The organism is Collinsella sp. CLA-ER-H7 (assembly GCF_040092345.1).
GTDB lineage: Bacteria > Actinomycetota > Coriobacteriia > Coriobacteriales > Coriobacteriaceae > Collinsella.
In genome coordinates this window covers 1-16,996 of record NZ_JBBNLT010000001.1, presented here as the reverse complement: position 1 = coordinate 16,996, position 16,996 = coordinate 1, and the positions used below count along the sequence as shown (strand labels likewise).

The 16,996-nt window shown below is 49.2% G+C and carries 15 protein-coding genes; 11 read left to right on the top strand and 4 right to left on the bottom strand.

Features of this window, described 5'->3' with window-relative positions; genetic code table 11:
* The first annotated feature begins 5 nt into the window (after positions 1-5).
* The 8 genes from AAAX75_RS00075 (at position 6) to AAAX75_RS00040 (ending at position 9,456) form a co-directional block, all read left to right on the top strand.
* On the top strand, positions 6-1,151 hold the full coding sequence (locus tag AAAX75_RS00075; RefSeq protein WP_349090718.1) for a radical SAM protein: 1,146 nt from the start codon (positions 6-8) through the stop codon (positions 1,149-1,151).
* Between the two features lie 122 nt (positions 1,152-1,273).
* Positions 1,274-2,539 (top strand): O-antigen ligase family protein, encoded by a 1,266-nt coding sequence (locus AAAX75_RS00070; RefSeq protein ID WP_349090717.1) that lies wholly within the window; start codon positions 1,274-1,276, stop codon positions 2,537-2,539.
* Positions 2,540-2,557: 18 nt separating this feature from the next.
* Positions 2,558-3,478, top strand: coding sequence for an ATP-grasp fold amidoligase family protein (locus AAAX75_RS00065; RefSeq protein WP_349090716.1), 921 nt, complete (start codon positions 2,558-2,560; stop codon positions 3,476-3,478).
* A gap of 21 nt (positions 3,479-3,499) precedes the next feature.
* Complete coding sequence (locus AAAX75_RS00060; RefSeq protein ID WP_349090715.1) at positions 3,500-4,588, top strand: polysaccharide pyruvyl transferase family protein; 1,089 nt, start codon at positions 3,500-3,502, stop codon at positions 4,586-4,588.
* A 29-nt stretch (positions 4,589-4,617) separates the two neighbouring features.
* Positions 4,618-5,787, top strand: a complete 1,170-nt coding sequence (locus AAAX75_RS00055; protein ID WP_349090714.1) for a sugar-transfer associated ATP-grasp domain-containing protein — start codon at positions 4,618-4,620, stop codon at positions 5,785-5,787.
* Positions 5,788-5,796: 9 nt separating this feature from the next.
* Positions 5,797-6,783 carry a glycosyltransferase family 2 protein gene (locus AAAX75_RS00050; RefSeq protein WP_349090713.1) on the top strand — a complete coding sequence of 329 codons (987 nt, stop codon included), beginning with the start codon at positions 5,797-5,799 and terminating at the stop codon, positions 6,781-6,783.
* 2 nt (positions 6,784-6,785) lie between these two features.
* Positions 6,786-7,991 carry a Coenzyme F420 hydrogenase/dehydrogenase, beta subunit C-terminal domain gene (locus AAAX75_RS00045; RefSeq protein WP_349090712.1) on the top strand — a complete coding sequence of 402 codons (1,206 nt, stop codon included), beginning with the start codon at positions 6,786-6,788 and terminating at the stop codon, positions 7,989-7,991.
* A gap of 40 nt (positions 7,992-8,031) precedes the next feature.
* Entirely contained in the window at positions 8,032-9,456 is a 1,425-nt protein-coding gene (locus AAAX75_RS00040) for an oligosaccharide flippase family protein (RefSeq protein WP_349090711.1), read from the top strand.
* A 192-nt stretch (positions 9,457-9,648) separates the two neighbouring features.
* Here the strand turns inward: AAAX75_RS00040 and AAAX75_RS00035 are convergent, their stop codons facing one another.
* The 4 genes from AAAX75_RS00035 to AAAX75_RS00020 form a co-directional block, all read right to left on the bottom strand.
* A complete protein-coding gene (locus AAAX75_RS00035; protein WP_349090710.1) occupies positions 9,649-10,011 on the bottom strand; it encodes an RICIN domain-containing protein in 363 nt (120 codons plus the stop codon).
* Between the two features lie 69 nt (positions 10,012-10,080).
* Positions 10,081-10,911 carry a transglutaminase domain-containing protein gene (locus AAAX75_RS00030; RefSeq protein ID WP_349090709.1) on the bottom strand — a complete coding sequence of 277 codons (831 nt, stop codon included), beginning with the start codon at positions 10,909-10,911 and terminating at the stop codon, positions 10,081-10,083.
* Positions 10,912-10,929: 18 nt separating this feature from the next.
* Positions 10,930-11,565: a hypothetical protein gene (locus AAAX75_RS00025; RefSeq protein WP_349090708.1), complete on the bottom strand. Its 636-nt coding sequence runs from the start codon at positions 11,563-11,565 to the stop codon at positions 10,930-10,932.
* Between the two features lie 194 nt (positions 11,566-11,759).
* Positions 11,760-12,665: a hypothetical protein gene (locus tag AAAX75_RS00020; RefSeq protein ID WP_349090707.1), complete on the bottom strand. Its 906-nt coding sequence runs from the start codon at positions 12,663-12,665 to the stop codon at positions 11,760-11,762.
* Positions 12,666-12,895: 230 nt separating this feature from the next.
* On the opposite strand from AAAX75_RS00020, the gene AAAX75_RS00015 reads away from it, so the two are divergent.
* From AAAX75_RS00015 to AAAX75_RS00005, 3 genes are all read left to right on the top strand, one after another.
* Positions 12,896-13,663 (top strand): hypothetical protein, encoded by a 768-nt coding sequence (locus AAAX75_RS00015; protein ID WP_349090706.1) that lies wholly within the window; start codon positions 12,896-12,898, stop codon positions 13,661-13,663.
* Complete coding sequence (locus AAAX75_RS00010) at positions 13,656-16,046, top strand: DEAD/DEAH box helicase (protein WP_349090705.1); 2,391 nt, start codon at positions 13,656-13,658, stop codon at positions 16,044-16,046. The genes AAAX75_RS00015 and AAAX75_RS00010 overlap by 8 nt, the downstream gene beginning before the upstream one ends.
* A gap of 288 nt (positions 16,047-16,334) precedes the next feature.
* Positions 16,335-16,898, top strand: coding sequence for a GDP-mannose 4,6-dehydratase (locus tag AAAX75_RS00005; protein WP_349090704.1), 564 nt, complete (start codon positions 16,335-16,337; stop codon positions 16,896-16,898).
* Positions 16,899-16,996: the final 98 nt, after the last annotated feature.

The window sequence follows — 16,996 nt, the reverse complement described above, 5'->3', positions numbered from 1 at the left end:
TCCACATGGCCGAAAAGAAACTCAACGGTACCGTCATCGTCACCTACCGCTGCAACGCGCGCTGCACCATGTGCAACCGCTACAAGGCTCCGAGCCGCCCCGAGGAGGAGCTCTCCATCGAGACCATCAAGAAGCTCCCCATGATGTACTTCACCAACATCACCGGCGGCGAGCCCTTCATCCGCCAGGACCTCAAGGACATCGTTCGCGAGCTCTATAAGAAGTCCGACCGCATCGTGATCTCTACCAACGGCTTCTTCACCGACCGCATCATCGACCTGTGCGAGGAGTTCCCCAATGTCGGCATCCGCATCTCCATCGAGGGTCTGCAGCAGACCAACGACAAGATTCGAGGCCTAGATAACGGATACAACCGCGGTTACGCCACGCTCAAGAAGCTCGTCGAGCTCAAGCACCCCGACGTTGGCTTCGGCATGACGGTCCAGGACCTCAACGCGCCCGACCTGGTGCCCCTCTACAAGATCTCCGACGAGCTGGGCATGGAGTTCGCCACGGCGTCGCTGCACAACAGCTTCTACTTCGTCGAGGCAAAGAACATCATCCACGACCGCCCCATGGTGGCCAAGAACTTCGAGGACCTGGTCAACGAGCTTCTCAAGTCCAACAGCCCCAAGAAGTGGTTCCGCGCCTACTTCAACCACGGCCTGATTAACTACATCTACGGCCAGCCGCGCCTGCTGCCCTGCGACATGGCGTTCGACACCTTCTTCATCGACCCCTACGGCGACGTCATGCCCTGCAACGGCACCAAGGACAAGGAGGTCATGGGCAACCTCAACGAGGAGTCCTGGGACGAGCTCTGGAACTCCGACCAGGCCGAGAGGGTCCGCGCGAAGGTCCGCCACTGCGACCGCAACTGCTGGATGATCGGCTCGGTGAGCCCGGCCATGCACAAGTACATTTGGAAGCCCGGCTGGTGGGTGCTCAAGCACAAGGTGAAGGCCCTGTTCACCAAGAGACCCTACGACATGCACGAGCTCAAGGTCGTCCGTGACTACGAGGAGGGTCGCGTGACCAAGGAGCAGCTCGACGCCTGTTCCACCTGCGACCTATGCGCCAAGATCAACGACGGTCTGTCCGAGGCGTCCAAGGCTGACGCGCACGTTTACGAGACGCATGAGGCGCTGTAGGGCTATAGCGTTGTCGGCATCTGATCTTACTATTTTCGTGAAGATAGCAAGTCTCTTCTTAGTTATTTTGCTTGGAAGACAAGTCATCTTATTTTTCTACTCGCAAGAGGAGGTATCTAAGCTTGCATTGCCCGAAGACGCGGGGCAAAGGTGAATTTGCGTTTGGCGTTATAACTCTTTTCGTCTGCTTATTTGCTTATTGCTCTTCTCTGATAACTTATAGAATTAGTTTTGTTATTTTTGCTTTGAGCATCATGCTGATGATTGCCCTTGCTGTTCGAAGTGGCAGGGTTATGTCCTTTGATCTGAGGGCAATCGTGCCGCTATTGCCATGGGGCGCGGTTGCTGTCATGGCTGCTATCGGATTTGTACTGGGCGGTGGTTATGACCTTTCTGCAACTATTGCCCTTGTCTCCGTAGTTGTTATTAGTTATTTTGCAGTTGAAAACCCTAATTGGATTCTGCCTGCCGTTAAAGTTTTTATTGGGGTGTTACTCATTTTTGCATTGGCAACTATTGCCTGCTATGTAGCGCCTCAGCTCTATACTGGTTTTATAAAACCGACGTTTTATTCAAATGTGCCAATGGCAATGGACTATCGATCGGGCTTAGCGTCACACTATAGTCATAATGGAACTTTCTGCACGATAGGCTTAATACTCGCTTCCTCTATGTCCTTTTATGGCAGCGAATCAAGTTCAGCTAAACGGTTCTACGGAATTCTTGCGTTAATTTTCTTTATTGCTCTTGTTTTGACTACAAAAAGGGCTCATTTGTTGTGCGGGATTTTTGCTATTGGTTTTGTTTACTTGCTTTCTGGCAATAGCCATAAATATCTAAAGGCTATTGGAGTCACAGTATTGATGCTGCTTGCCGTGGCCATCCTTGCGCCTCTTGTTCCTGGCGTTGAGGCGACAATTGAAAGATTGAATTCAACCTTTTCCAGCGGTACCAGCTTCGAGGATAACGTTAACAATAGGACCTTTCTTTGGAATTACGCCCTTAATGGCCTTTCCCAGGCGCCCTTATTTGGTCATGGCTGGACTAGCTACTGCTATCGTTGGCCTGACGGTTTTACTATTACATATATGGCGCACAATGAGCTCCTTAACCTTTTATATGAAACCGGTTTTTTTGGAACTGCCTTGGTTCTTGCTGGCTGTCTAACAAGTTTTGTATTGACCTTCACGACTATTTCGAGGGTTGTGGAGGGGCAACAAAAAGCTTTTCTACGCCTTTCACTTTGCATTCAGGTTTTCTTTTTAAGCTACGCGTTCACGAGCGGAGCTCTATTCACAACGATTCCAAACCTGATTACGTATTTCTTTGCTATCGCGATAACTTGCAGCCTCCGGTGGAATTCAATTTCCCGCCAAAAGGCTGCGTAAGAGCAACGGAGATAATTAATGGGAAAAATTAGTAAGGCAGTTCAGTATCTGAAGCATCCTATGAGAGCTTACTCATTAATCTCAAAATGGGGATGGACTCGCTGCTTGCCTGATGAGATTCACTTAAAATTAATGTATAGGGCGCTGATTGGAAAGAATATCAATCTTGATAATCCAAAAGGCTTTAACGAGAAGCTGAACTGGCTAAAGCTTCATGATCGTAACCCTCTCTACAATGTCCTTGTTGATAAGCTGGCCGTTAAGCAGTGGGTTGCTGACAAAATCGGCGCCCAATACGTGTCTAAGACTTATGGCTCTTGGAACTGTGTTGAGAACATAGGTCTCGAGAATCTTCCCGATCAATTCGTACTTAAGACGAATCATGACAGCGGGGGAGTTGCTATCTGCCGCGACAAATCCACGTTTGATTTTGCTGTGGCCAAGAGAGTTCTTCGTAGACACCTCAATAGTAATTATTTTTGGTGGACAAGGGAGTGGCCCTATAAGGATGTTACCCCAATGGTCATGGCGGAAGAATATCTTGAGGATGAAGGTCTCGATACTGGCCTGGTTGACTATAAAGTCACGTGCTTCAACGGAAATCCTCGCCTTATTGAGGTGCATAGGGGCAGGTTTGGTGAACATACTTGCAACTATTACGATCAGGATTGGAATCCAGTCTCCATTGATTGGGCTGGCATTCCAGTTTCTCCTGTTGAGGTTGAGCGTCCTGAAAAGCTTGAGAAAATGCTTGAGTTGAGTAGTGTCCTCACCAGGGGAATTCCTCAAGTGCGTTGTGATTGGTACGTTCTGGGCAATCGCTTGGTTTTCGGAGAGTTAACGCTGTTTAATGGGGCCGGACTTGACCCCATTGATGAGAAAAACGATTTATGGCTCGGATCGCTCATTGATTTGTCGCTTGCCTATGGGGATCAATAATTCGTTTAGAAGCACGATAAGGTGATTATTAATATGAGAATTGGTATCGTTACACTATTCGGTAATTTTAATTACGGCAATAGACTTCAGAATTATGCACTTCATACCGTTTTGAGCCAAATGGGACATGATGTAGATACGCTCGTTACTCTTGAAAAATCATCTGCACTTAAATCCATTTTTCACAAGTATTTTGAAAAAGAGAACGGTGCGATAAGGCTCAGGACTAAAAAGGAGCATGGTCGTGATACCGCTTTTTCTAAGTTTACGGAATCTCTAATTCCTACAAGAATTATTTCAACGAACGGCAGTGGTCTTTCGACTCAATTGAATGATGAGTACGACTATTTTGTTGTCGGAAGTGACCAGGTCTGGAATCCCCTTTGGTGGGGCGATTCGTTGGAGTGCAGATGCGCCAATGATTATCTTCTTCAATTTGCCGATGCCAATAAGCGAGTAGCTTACTCTGCCAGTTTCGGTCTGGCATCTCTTCCCGAGAATTGGGCGTCTTCCTTTAAGGAAGCTCTTGAATGTTATTCGGATATTAGTGTGCGAGAAGATGCCGGAGCTCGCATTGTAGAGGAACTGACTGGTCGAAAAGTGCCGGTTACCCTGGATCCGACCATGCTTTTGACTGCAAATCAATGGCGTAAGATAGAAAAGCCTGTGGCTTGCAAGCAGAAGTACGTATTTCAATTTAATCTTGGCGAGCAGTCTGATGCTCAGGTTAAATTGACGGCGGAGTTGAAGTCACTCGGGTATGAAATTGTTGACTACATGAATCCTAAGTGCCGCTATTTTGGCGGTGATCCTTCGGATTTCCTATCTTATATCGATAAGGCCGATTGTGTCTTAACCGATAGTTTTCATGCGTCGGTTTTTTCGATTTTGTTTAACCGTCCCTTTGTCGTTTTTGATCGCAAGCATGCGAACGGCTCAAACATGAACAGTCGCATTAACACCTTGCTGCGGATGTGCGGTCTCGAGGAGCGGTGGGGCCTTTCAAGTGCGACGAGTGCGCTTAGCTGCGACTATTCAGGAGTTGGCCATGCGATTGATATGCGCAGAGCCGATTCCAATTCATACTTATTAGACGCTTTGTCACGTTAAGTTCGTCCCCTTCAGTTATCGGAGAACACATGTCTCTCAAATCAGATGTTAAAGATGGCTTATATGATGTCTTGGAGAACGTTAAGATTCATCGCGCTCGACAGGCAGAAATTGCAAAGTTTAAAGATCCCAAAAGAAAATCTATTCTCAGCGATGTCGAGCTCTCTTCCGAGCAAATGCGTGCCATCGACAAGTTTTATGTTGAGAACTATGGTAGAAAAATCCCTTACACATGGCATCGGCATAATCTTGCGATTTCTGGCAAGTTCGATGTTAGGTTTTTTCCAGAACTCCTGTTTATCCCTGAGTTTGAACGATATATGAATATGCCGGTGGCGTATGCCACCGTATTTGAGGATAAGAATCTTCTTTCATTGTTTGCCGAAAGAGCTGGGGTTAGAACTCCACGTCCAATCGTTACAAGCACGTCTGGGGTTCTTCGCAATTCCGACTTCAAAGAGATTTCCAAAGAGACAGCACTTAATTTAATTGGCAACTGTGGTGCTTGCTTTGCAAAACCGACCGTAGGGACTTGTTCGGGCGAAGGCTGCGGGTCTTATTGCTTTGCTTCCGGTGTCGATGCTGCGACGGGTGTTACTGCTGAAGAATTATTCGAATTGCTCGGCAGTGATTTTACAGTTCAAGAAGTAATCTCATGCCATTCTTCAGTGGTTAAATTACATCCTGAGAGCGTTAATACGCTGAGGATTATGACATACCGCTGGCAAGGCGAACTCCGTTCTTTACCTCTGCTGATGAGGATTGGTCGCGGAAAGAGTGCGGTGGATAATGCGCATGCTGGCGGCATGTTCATTGGCATTTCAAATGAAGGTTTGCTTGCACCATCGGCCCTTACTGAGTTTAATGATCGGTTCGAGAAACATCCTGACACGGGGGTTGTTTTTCAGGGATATAAGATTGCTGGTGTTCCCGGTGCTATTGATGCGGCGAAGCGCATGCATTCGTTGATGCCTCAAATGGGCCTTATCAGTTGGGACTTTACCATCGGGGAAGATGGCGCGCCGATTGTTATTGAAGCCAATATTAGGGGAGGCTCTATTTGGCTTTCCCAGATGGCGAATGGCATTCCAGGGTTTGGTGACGCAACGGCGGAAATACTTCAGTGGCTTCGTTTCATGAACAATTTGGCTCCTCACGAGCGGCTTAAATATAAATTCGGTTACAAAGAATTGGGGTAGTTGCCGCCTATGAAAGGCAAAGTATCGATAATTATTCCCGCATTTAATGTTGAGAATTATATCGGGCGCGGTGTCTCTTCCGCTCTTTCCCAGACGTATGAGGACATTGAGGTTGTCGTTGTCGACGACGGGTCGTCTGATGGCACATGGAGTGTTCTCCAGACGTATTCTGCTGATTCAAGAGTGGTGCTTTCACGCCAAGAAAACTCCGGTGTCTCTCGCGCGCGCAACCATGCGTTGAATCTTGCGACTGGTGACTATGTTATCTTTCTCGACTCTGATGACTGGCTTGAACCTGAAGCATGTGAGCAGATGATGCGGATGCAAAGCCTTAAACCGGGCGCTCTAATTGCTGCAGATGCAAATTTTGTTTCTGTGGTTAACGGTTTGGAGGTTTGCGGCAATCAGATTGCCGACATGTCCATTGAGGACCTATCCTCCGATGCCGCTATTCTCCGCTTTGGAGTTTACAATTCGATACATATCGGCAGTTCCTGCTATAAACTTTTTTCTCGTGAGTTAATTGAACGGTGCGGCATAAGGTTTGATGAGCGGATTGCCCATACCGAGGATGGTCTTTTTGTATTTAACTATCTTAAGGAATGTCGCGGCCTTCACTATGAGCCCCTTGCGTTGTGGAATATTTTGGATCGCCCTGGAAGCGCTACCACCAGCGGCTTCAATCATAGTTTGCTAAGCTCTCTCGATGCTATTGATCAGATGATTGGTTATCCAGGGAACAGTCCTGAGATCGTTAGTCATCTTCGTCATTTCAAGGTTCATGAGGCTTTGAGGATTCTTGGAATGGGTGTCGATTCGGGCCAAATGAGCTCGAACGAGGAAGATCGACTATTTAACGCTATTAGGTTTACCGAGTGTGACAGTTCTCAGCTAAGTGGTGTCGATAGGGTGCGTAGAGCGATGTATCTTAACGCTCCACGAATTGTTTCGAGGGCATTTAATTCAACATTGCGTGCCGTAAAGAAGAGGAAATGAGAATGACTCAGCAAGAACAGTCGGGAAGGGCTGATAGGGCACCAGAAATCATCTCTCTGGGTGATTCCTGCTGTGGATGCGGCGCCTGTTCTGCCAAATGCCCGAAGGGATGTCTTTCGATGACGCCGGACGAGGTGGGCTTCTTAAGGCCCAGCTTCAATTCCGACCTATGTATCGGGTGCGGTGCTTGTGACTTGACTTGCCCCGTATTAAGTCGCAATCCCGTTGTCGAACCTGTTGAAGTGTCTTGGGCCAAGTCTCTTTCAAGTGATGTTCTCCAGCAATCATCGTCTGGAGGGCTCTTTGGTGTGCTTGCCGATGCTGCTATTAAGTCCGATGGCGTTGTCGTCGGGGCTTCTTTCCAGGAGCACTGCCATACGGTTCGACATGAGTGTGTTACTGATTTAGAGGGCCTCAAAAGACTCCAACGATCAAAATATGTCCAAAGCGAGATTCCTGCTTCTCTTTATCGAGAGGTTAAGGACTATCTTCTGGCGGAACGCTTAGTTTTCTTTACGGGCACTGCTTGCCAGGTTTCCGGCATGAGGAACTATCTGGGCAAGCTAGCAGATTCCGCTTTTTTTATTTCTGCTGACGTTATCTGCCACGGCGCCCCATCGCCTCTGCTCTGGAGAAAATGGATTGAATTCCAGTCTTCTGCCCAAAACTCTGCAATTGATGATGTCAATTTCCGGAGTAAGACGACCGGATGGTCGTCTTACTCCGTCCTTTACTACGCAAGGACGGAGAAAGACGATCAACGCGTCTTAGGTGGTCGCTTTGGTGACGATTGGTATATGAGAGCATTTTTGGACAACGCGTCGTTACGTTCTTCATGTTTTGATTGCCCGGCAAAGCGCTCTTGCGGTTCAGATTTAACTCTCGGTGATTTTTGGGGATTTCCCTCTATTCATCCCGAAGTCGATTCCTCTATGGGGGTCTCTGCCGTTCTGTGCAATACCGACAAAGGCAAGAAATGGTTCGACAGGGTATCGCCTGAGCTTGAAATAGGGCCTTCTAGCTATGACGAGGTGATTGGCGGGAACCCTGCGCTTGCTACTTCCGTAGCCCCTCATCCACAAAGAAATAAGTTTTTGCATGCCCTTGCCGACGGTGCGAGCATAAGGGGGCTTTCTTCGAGGTGGAGCTTTGAGGATACATTTTTGATTCGTGTGAGGCGAAAACTCAAACGGATACTCGGCAAGTAGGCCGTATTTGTTGTTTTTGCTATATGGTTTGGATAGACAGATGGCTGCAGAAAGTAAATATAAGAAATTAGTCAAGAACTCTGTGGTTTTCTTTATTGGGAACCTGGGTAGCAAGGTTATTACCTTTCTCATTGTTCCCTTTTATACTTATTATTTAACGACCGCAGAGTATGGCACAGCTGACCTTGTTACCACTACGGTCAATTTGCTCGTCCCGTTTGCTATGGTTGGCATGAACGAAGCTGTTCTTCGCTTTACAGTTTCAAAGGAAGTCGATGTTAAAACCATTGCGTCGAATTCGCTGCTTGTTGTTATTGCTGGTTGGGTTATTTGCTGGTTGCTGTTCCCGTTTTTTCGCATGTTCAGCGTCATTGGTGATAACGTTGTCTATTTCTTGCTCTTGCTTTGCTTGACCAGTTTCAACTACGTATTCATGCAGCTTCTTCGCGGAATCGGCAATTCAAAGGCATTCGCCGCTAATGGAGTGGTCATTACATTTGTTACTGCCTTTTCGAACGTACTTGCACTTGCGGTATGGCATCTAGGTGTTGGCGGATACCTTGCTTCTATGGTCGTAGCGCAATTTATCGGTTCTTTGCATATCATCGTTTCCAGTAGGCTTTGGAATTACCTATCGTTCTCCAGCTTAAATAGACATGCGCTAAATGCCATGTTGACCTACTGCATACCTCTAATTCCGAACTCGCTTATGTGGTGGATTATGTCGGCTTCCGATAGGTATGTAATACTGTTCTTTATTGGCGCCAGCGCAAACGGTATCTACAACGTTGCCCAGAAGATCCCCCAAATCGTGAACATCGTCTACAATATCTTCATGCAGGCATGGCAGATTTCGGCAATTGAAGAACGAGAATCTGCGGATAATGCTAGGTTTCAGTCGACGGTCTTTCGCTATATCTTTGTGGTTCTTGCTGTGGCATCGTCCCTTATCGCTGCGTCTGCTTACCCCGTCTACACGTTCCTCATGAGCTCGTCGTATGAAGGCTCGTGGCAGCCAGTTGCTATGCTATCGCTTGCCAATCTCTTTTCCTGCGTTGCCGCTTTCTTTGGAACAACGTATGTCGTTACTAAAGAAAGCAAGAAGGCCTTCTCTACAACTGCTATCGGAGCAATCGTTAACATAGCGCTCACTCTGCTTCTTGTTCCGGCGTTTGGAATTATGGGCGCTGCTGGCGCTACTGCTATTAGCTATGCCGTTATCGCCGCGGTGCGTGCGCGTGATACACGTAAGTTTATTAAACTTGATTTTCACAGGGGAGAGATTGCTGCCAGCTTTGTTCTGATTGGCGCCCAAGTGGCTCTGTCTTTCGCACCGTTCTCTCATGGGATTCTAATTGCGGAGTCCCTGCTTTTCTTTGTCCTTCTATTCGTTCTCAGGAATGGTCTCTTAGACATTGCACGCAAGGGCATGAAGGTAGTTGGAAAGCGTAAGCAATCTGCTTAAGCGGTGCCTGATTGGGTTTTGTTCGTTTGAGCACTGCAGAATATTGTGAAACAGTACCGAAGAAATTGCACATGGGTGTCGGGACAAGTATGAGCCTCGGCACCCATTTTGGGTAGCGTCGAGAAAGTTGGTGTAGAGCCCGATCCGAGCGAGTCGGCCCTGCGTCCTAGAATCTGGAATACTGTTGATATCCTATGCCGTCTCGACCCTGTCTGCTGCGGGGAGCGCCGGGTCCGCGAGCAGCCACGCCTGGTCGGCAGCCCCGTTGTGCGCGTAGAGCCACACTCGGTTGCCCTCGGAGGTCGACTGCGCGAAGTCGTCGAGCGTCATGCCCGACGCAGACACGATGGCGTAGCCGCCCTCGCAGGCCGAGACGCGCCAGAGTTGTGAGGCGGAGCCGTCCGCCTCGGCCAGGACCGCCCGGTCGCCCGACTCGGTCAGCGGCGCGCCGCCCGAGGAGATCCTGTAGAGGCCTGTGGCGCCGTCGCGCTCGAACGTCAGCGCGCCCGCGCCCGACGGCAGGGAGCGGCCCGAGGCGGTGACCGCGATGGCCATCCCCCCGTCGAGGGAGGACGCGACGCGGTGTGCGCCGTCCTCGATGATTTTTTCTTATGCTGCGTTTTGTTAATTTGCTGCTAGGACGTACTTAGCGCTCCATTTGCTGATCGATTCCTTGCCGATGTTCGAAGTCGCGGTTAGCTCAACCTCCGCGCCTTGAGCCTTCCGCACTCTCGGATTCATCGCAAAAGCAACGATCCCGTTCTGAATCCCCGAGTTACTCGGCGGGAACAACTGGTTGTCGGCATCGATGGAAAAACTCTCTTCCCTGGCATCCAAGTGCTGCTGAATTCGGTCGGCATACTTCTCCGCCCATTCTTCGGCTTTGCCATTTCGCACAAAGTAATTGTTGGATAGGTCGGTCGAGCGGTAGGCGTAGCCGTCCTTTTGGTAGTTTGCCGCGTGGTCGAAGTGGGCGATTGCCATGAGCTCGTCGGTCAGGCCAAAGTACAGATGGCGCTGGTCCAGGTCTCCGTACCAGTTGTCGCTGGTGTCGTCCCAGGTTATGTCCATCTGGCACCATTTGCCATCGATCTTTACGGCGTTCCAGGTGTGGCCGTTGCCGGTGATGCGGCCGTTGGCGATGCCCGCGGCGTCAAGGAGCTTGGAGTAGATGCGCTGGTAGCTCTCGCAGGTGCCCTGGTGGCGCGTGAGGCCGCTTTCGGCTGAGCACCAGTTGAGGTTGCGGTCGTACTCCAGCTGGTCGAGCGTCCAGTCGTGGAGCCACAGCGCCATGTCGTACTCCGAGCCGTTTGTCTCTTGCCTGCACTGGGCCACTGCGTCGTTGACGATCTGCGTGACGCTTGGGCGGGCGGCGTCGTTTACGGCCACCTCCGCCGTGGTGCGCAGGTAGTAGATCCCCTTGTCGTTTTGGGGGTCGTTTCTGTCGTTGTCCATAAAGTAGAAGTAGATGCGCTACGTGCCCGATGCCGTGAAGTCAAAGGTAAAGTCGTGGCCCGCGGCGCCAAGACTGTAGTAGCTGCCCCATGCCGCGCGCGACGGGTCGCAAACGCTCTCATGGCTGCCGCCGTCCCAATGGGTGGGCACGTCCATGCGCGCCTTGGCCTGGGACGAACCGCTGGTTTGGGTTACGTGGAAGGTCGTCGCGGTGCCCGCGGGGGCGTCGTTCCACGAGACGTTGAGGGTGACGCCGTTTTGGGTTGCGGTGGCGGAGTGGGCGTAGCCGGTTTCTGTCGCGGTGGAGATTGCCTCGGGCGTGGGGGTGGTTTGGGCTCGGAGGGATGGGGTGGGGGTGGTGGTTGCGGCGGTGGTGTCGGTTGCGGCGGTGGTGGTGGCGTCAGCACTTTCCGTGTTGCCTGCGCTGGTGCCGGTGGATGTTGCGGTGCTGTCTTCTGCGGCATCTGCTGCCGCATTTGTGTTGGCGTCGTCTTCGACCTTGCCTGTGTCGCTGCTCGCGGCGTCGGCTTGCGCCTGCTGCTCGGCTGTTGCCTGAGGTTGGGCGGCATCCGCTATGGCTGCCATGGGCATCGTCGAGCTGACCATGGACGTGCACGCGATCGCGCAGATCAGGTAGTAAAGGGGTCGTTTCATAGCGGAGCCTCTCGGTGAGCAGCCAATAGGGTCCGAAGGCAGCTCCAGGCCAGCACTCCGCACATATTTTGCTGCGGTTTATTTTACGGGAACACCAGTCAACATCAGCGAACTTTCTGGGGAATGTTGGGATGGGGAGGGGCGGTGGCTTTCTGTTTCCCCATCTGGCGGCTATGCGGCATGCGTTGGGTTGTCTATGCGTGCTGCGGAAGCTCCAGCGCGAGTCTGTGTTGTTCCTCCGTGAGGCTCGACACGGGCGTCTTCCAGGAAAAGCCTGTGAGTTGGCTACCCAGATCCAGCTCTGCGTGGCCATATTCTTCGATTTTGCATCCAGGGTGCTTGGTATCGGGCCTCAGGCGGCACTCGACCGGGTTCGACCCGATGATTCGATATTCCTGCTGGTAAGCGTACTTGGGCGTTTTGATAAGTAGGTTGCAGATCGTGCCTTGGAAAATTTCCTCGATCAGCTTTGGTCCGGGGATGCCATAGGAGATGGCGCCGTGGGCGTATACCTCCTCGCCGCCGGTGGTGTGGCTGTCTATAAGGCGTGCGAAGCTGTCGTACCGCACGATGCCGATCCATCCGTCTGCACATCCGAACTCCCGGTTCATGCGCTTCGGGATTTGGACAGAACCGTCGACGATGTCGTTCTCGCGGACCGTGTACATGCAGTAGATGGGCAGGCGGTAATTGCCGTAGATGCATGCCGGGAGGACCATGGACGCCTCGAGCGGATCGCCCTGTTCGCCAGGTAGGCCATGATAGTAGCCGGCTGCATTCATATAGAGATGTCCGTTCAGCAGGTCGTCGATGTACACCTCCTTGGGTGTGCATTTTAGTAGGTAGATGATGGTGTCTTGGACAGCTGGACGCTTGTTCCTTCGTTCGATTCGCTTGGTGAGAAGTTCATTTTCATGAGCGTGACTTTGGTTGCAAGGCTTGTGCAAGCCTTCGTACGGAATGGTGATGCCGTTGCGTGAGCTGTTGTATCTGTCATGTTGCCGTTCGTACGCAGCGGCGGGGAGTGCCGTCTGGGCTTCCGTGTTTAAGCAATTTAGGTTACTGGAGTGGTCGCGCATTGTCGGTTCCAAATGCTTCATTTGGAATTCCAATTTCTCAAGACACGGCATACATATATGGGGTTTATAGAGGTGGATTTGCCCGAGGCGCATTCAATAACGGTTAATGCTCGGCCGTTTATCTAGTAAACCTGGCATGCTGTTTCATGGTCTTGAGATGCCCGTTGATCTATCATGCAGAAATATGGAATTACCCTAAATGCCCGGTAGTTTTGTTTGATTAAAATTTAGTACGAGAAGGTGGTGTTTGGATGCTTCTATCAGTGGTTTTAGAAAAGAAATTATCCGAACACATTCGCCTTACGTATTTTAATGTCATTGAATACGAGGATTTTGCCAAACGTTTGGACGAATGCTTGGTGTCAATTTGGTTTGGCCCAAAAGAGCAGAGGTCTTTGGAGGTGACAAAAAGAAAAGTTCGAAATTATTATGAATCTAAGCTAGGGGATCGTTCTTTGCTTTGTGGCTCCTGCGCAGAGTTCTTCCTTCATATCTACTTGGGGCAAGCTGGGTATCGGCAGGCTTGTCTTGCGTCAAACCTCGAAGAGGGATCGATAAAAAAGGGATTTGATGGCTTTTATTTAAAGGGTGACCAGTGCTGGCTAATGGAGAGTAAATCTGCAATTAACGGTAGTGCCTCGCATCTTTCCAAAGTGGAGGAGGCTTACCGTGATCTTTGTAATAAATTAAATGATTTTAATAATAATGACCCTTGGGAAAATGCTTTAAATCATGCTTTTGCTGCTGGAATCGAGGAGTCTATTCTAAAACAGATTAGATCGCTTTCAGATGATTTTACGCTTGCTTGCAAGCATGAGGTCAGCGAGTTCAATATGATTCCGTGCGGTACAGTATTTATTGACAAGCCTTTAACCAATGAGCAGGTTGATAAATTGTCGCATAGCGTATGTCGATATTTTAAAGACCGAGATTACTCTGCGCTGCATATTATTTGCGTTTCGCATTCGGCACTTATCGGATTCCTACGATATTTGGGGTTAGAGTATAAAGATGAGTGACATTGGCTCCATTACAAAACTCAGTAGTATTGATGCATTTAATGCCGCTGCCGATAAGTTGCTTTTAGGCAAAGGCCTTACAAATGAAGAATCAAGCTTTCTTCTATCTGCTGCCGTTCTTTTGCTGAGGTATGGCCTCGCTGATGCTGATAGGCAGCGAAGTCGTGAGTTTGCATACTGGATAGTTTTAAATTACTCCTTAAGCTCGGGAGATTATAGACCTTTATACGACCTATCATTTGAACTCGGCTTATATCCGTTATCTAAAGCAATAGCAGTTATTGATAAGAATTCTTTGAACACTTTTAATAATTACATTGCTCTTACGGAAGTCGAAGATCGATTTACTGATAAAGTGACTATTACATTCGAGCAAAAACTAGCTGATAATTCCTTTTCTTCACACACAGGTGAAGGATTTGCCTACATCGCACCCACTTCGTTTGGTAAAACCGAGCGTCTGGTTAATTGCGTTCTAGATGAAAGAAGCGGCAATCGTCCCTGCATAGTGGTACCAACTAAATCATTGCTAGCTCAAACTCGCGATGATGTATTTAGATGTCACCCTTGCACAAAAGTAATAACTCATGACGAAATGTATCGTGGCGAATCTGAATTCATTGCAGTTCTTACTCAGGAAAGAGCAATTCGCCTATTAGAATCTCATCCTTCTCTTTCATTCACTAGTCTATTTGTTGATGAGGCGCATAATGCCTTTAACAAGGGTGATCGGTCGTTACTCTTATCGCGCCTGATAAGAGAATCTCGACTACGAAATCCAAATGCTAAGTTTTATTTCTTTAGCCCAGTTATTGAAGATATCGATAATTTAACTCTAATTTCAGGTTTCGATGTTTCGGGGTTTAAGGTAAGCAGAAGTATGAAAGAGCCGCGTTATTACCACCTTGATTATGGTGGAACCTTGCATGCTTATAACAGGTTCTTTAATTCCTTTTGCACTGACTCTTGCTATCAAAATCTGTGGGATTGCTTGTACAAACGAGCTACTTTAAAAAACCTCGTCTTCTTATCGAGCCCCAAAAAAATACGTGAGGCGGCGATGGATTTTGCGAACAACCTTCCGGCTATCTCGATCGAACCTGATCTTGAAAGAGTAATTGCGGCTCTGTCTGAGCATGTGAGCGCCATGTACGACGAGGTAGCGTGTCTTCGCCATGGCGTAATTTACCTACATGGCCAGATGCCTGACGGGATTAAAAATTATTTGCTCGATCGCGCGGCAAAACTGAGCTCTATTCGATTCATTTTTGCTAATTCAGTCATTATGGAAGGTATTAATTTACCATTCGATTCGGTATTTATTGTCAACTTACGAACATGCAGACTTGCAGATTTAGTTAACCTGATCGGACGTGCATCTCGTCTTAATTACGTATTTGGGGATACCCCTCATCTTGAAAGACTCTGTCCTCAAGTAATTTTTGCAGATTCGAAATGGACTGGGTCTAGAATCAAGATGGAAAACGCTATTAAGAATCTGCATAAAGTATCTTTTAAAGATTGCGAAGATAATCTCCGGATTAAGAAATCTAAAGGCTATTCGCTAACTCCGGAAGAAAACCGCCGACTTGCATTTGAGGATAATTTAATTAAGACGAGCAGACAGCCGGAGGACGATTTGGGTATTCTGCTGAATCGCTCGGGCCTTTGCTCACTTTACGATAATTGGGTTGAGTCGAGCGGGGAAATCATTCATAGGCTCGAAACGCTTGAGCCGAACATCGATGACGATGTATTTGAGCTCATATGTAAGTACTTCATTGACGATGGTCCTTTTAGTTTTTCTAGAGCACATCGTCGAGTTGCATTTTTGCGGCAACAGATTGATTTTTATCGAAATTATTTAGAAAGAAAGGCTTCTCAATCATTGCGTCAGCGACTCGCTTCTGACATTTCATTTTGGAAAAGAAAGAGTGAAATAACAGGGAGCCTTCTCTATGTTGGTTCAAGTTTTGGAGAGCTAAGCTACTCTGGGCTAGCTGACGGGATTAGGAGCTACGTAGATTTGAGGCAGAAAGCGGATGCCGAGCTCCCAGCTCTATTTCTCGCAAAGTATAAGACCGAGGACGATTATATTGGCTTTATTCTGTCTAGGTTCGTTCGGGTTCTATATAAGACCGGCAAAATAGATAAAAGCCAGTACTATATGTTCATATATGGTGCTTCCGACGACAAAAGTGTCAATTTGATTCGATCTGGCGTTCCACTGTCTTTAATTAAGAATCTCAGCGAAAACAATCTGCTTGACGACATAGGACTTGACGATTATGGGAATATCAAAATTGGAGATAGGCTAAGTGCTTATTCGAATGAAGTTGATGACTATATTGGGTTTGAAATAAGCCAATTTCTTATTGGGTAATTTTATCCACCCTAGTTAATTGGTTTGCTTTATGCACTGCTGCCTTTTTAACGTATTTGATGTTTGCTGTGGGGGCTAGCGGCTTGCCATTCAAGGGGTCTTTTGCAATGTTTATTGGGTTCAGTGAGCCTCCCGTAGCAATCCCTATCCTTTCTTGAGGTCTGATGCTTAGGTCATTTCAGGTTCTAGGTCAAAGGTCATTTCTCGTTAGATGAACGTTGCGACACCGCGTTTACACCAACTTCTTTGTTGTAATCGATTGCTGACGGGGCGGATAGGGGATAGTCCATGACAGAGACGTTTGAACCCCGCAACATCATCGTCACGGGCGGCTGCGGCTTCATCGGCAGCAACTTCGTGCACTACGTGGTCAACAACCACCCGGGCGTCCACGTCACCGTCTTGGACAAGCTGACCTACGCCGGCAACCCCGAGAACATCGCCGGGCTGCCGTCGGACCGCGTGGAGCTCGTCGTCGGCGACATCTGCGACGCCAAGCTGCTGGACAGGATCGTCCCGGGCCACGACGCGATCGTGCACTACGCCGCGGAGTCCCACAACGACAACTCCATCGCGGACCCCGAGCCCTTCCTGCGCACCAACGTCGAGGGCACCTTCCGACTTTTGGAGGCCGTCCGCAAGCACGGCGTCCGCTACCACCACGTCTCCACCGACGAGGTCTACGGCGACCTGGCGCTCGACGACCCGGCGAAGTTCACCGAGGAGACGCCGTACCACCCGTCTTCGCCGTACTCGAGCACCAAGGCTAGCTCCGACATGCTCGTGCGCGCCTGGACCCGCACCTACGGCCTTCGCGCCACGATGTTAGCGCCGGGCGATTTTAGCCGCTAATAGTCAAACTATTTTGACCAATCCCGGTCACCGAATAATGGCCACCGTGCCTCCCCGCCGCCACTACGCTGGTGGTGCCAACACGCCGGCGTTAGGAG

What these genes read in the sequence shown, in the direction of transcription:
- AAAX75_RS00075 (WP_349090718.1), top strand. Translation starts at nt 6, where the DNA reads ATGGCCGAAAAGAAACTCAACGGTACCGTCATCGTCACCTACCGCTGC.
- AAAX75_RS00065 (WP_349090716.1), top strand. Translation starts at nt 2,558, where the DNA reads ATGGGAAAAATTAGTAAGGCAGTTCAGTATCTGAAGCATCCTATGAGA.
- AAAX75_RS00055 (WP_349090714.1), top strand. Translation starts at nt 4,618, where the DNA reads ATGTCTCTCAAATCAGATGTTAAAGATGGCTTATATGATGTCTTGGAG.
- AAAX75_RS00050 (WP_349090713.1), top strand. Translation starts at nt 5,797, where the DNA reads ATGAAAGGCAAAGTATCGATAATTATTCCCGCATTTAATGTTGAGAAT.
- AAAX75_RS00045 (WP_349090712.1), top strand. Translation starts at nt 6,786, where the DNA reads ATGACTCAGCAAGAACAGTCGGGAAGGGCTGATAGGGCACCAGAAATC.
- AAAX75_RS00040 (WP_349090711.1), top strand. Translation starts at nt 8,032, where the DNA reads ATGGCTGCAGAAAGTAAATATAAGAAATTAGTCAAGAACTCTGTGGTT.
- AAAX75_RS00035 (WP_349090710.1), bottom strand. Translation starts at nt 10,011, where the DNA reads ATGGCCATCGCGGTCACCGCCTCGGGCCGCTCCCTGCCGTCGGGCGCG.
- AAAX75_RS00030 (WP_349090709.1), bottom strand. Translation starts at nt 10,911, where the DNA reads ATGGACAACGACAGAAACGACCCCCAAAACGACAAGGGGATCTACTAC.
- AAAX75_RS00025 (WP_349090708.1), bottom strand. Translation starts at nt 11,565, where the DNA reads ATGAAACGACCCCTTTACTACCTGATCTGCGCGATCGCGTGCACGTCC.
- AAAX75_RS00020 (WP_349090707.1), bottom strand. Translation starts at nt 12,665, where the DNA reads ATGAAGCATTTGGAACCGACAATGCGCGACCACTCCAGTAACCTAAAT.
- AAAX75_RS00015 (WP_349090706.1), top strand. Translation starts at nt 12,896, where the DNA reads ATGCTTCTATCAGTGGTTTTAGAAAAGAAATTATCCGAACACATTCGC.
- AAAX75_RS00010 (WP_349090705.1), top strand. Translation starts at nt 13,656, where the DNA reads ATGAGTGACATTGGCTCCATTACAAAACTCAGTAGTATTGATGCATTT.
- AAAX75_RS00005 (WP_349090704.1), top strand. Translation starts at nt 16,335, where the DNA reads ATGACAGAGACGTTTGAACCCCGCAACATCATCGTCACGGGCGGCTGC.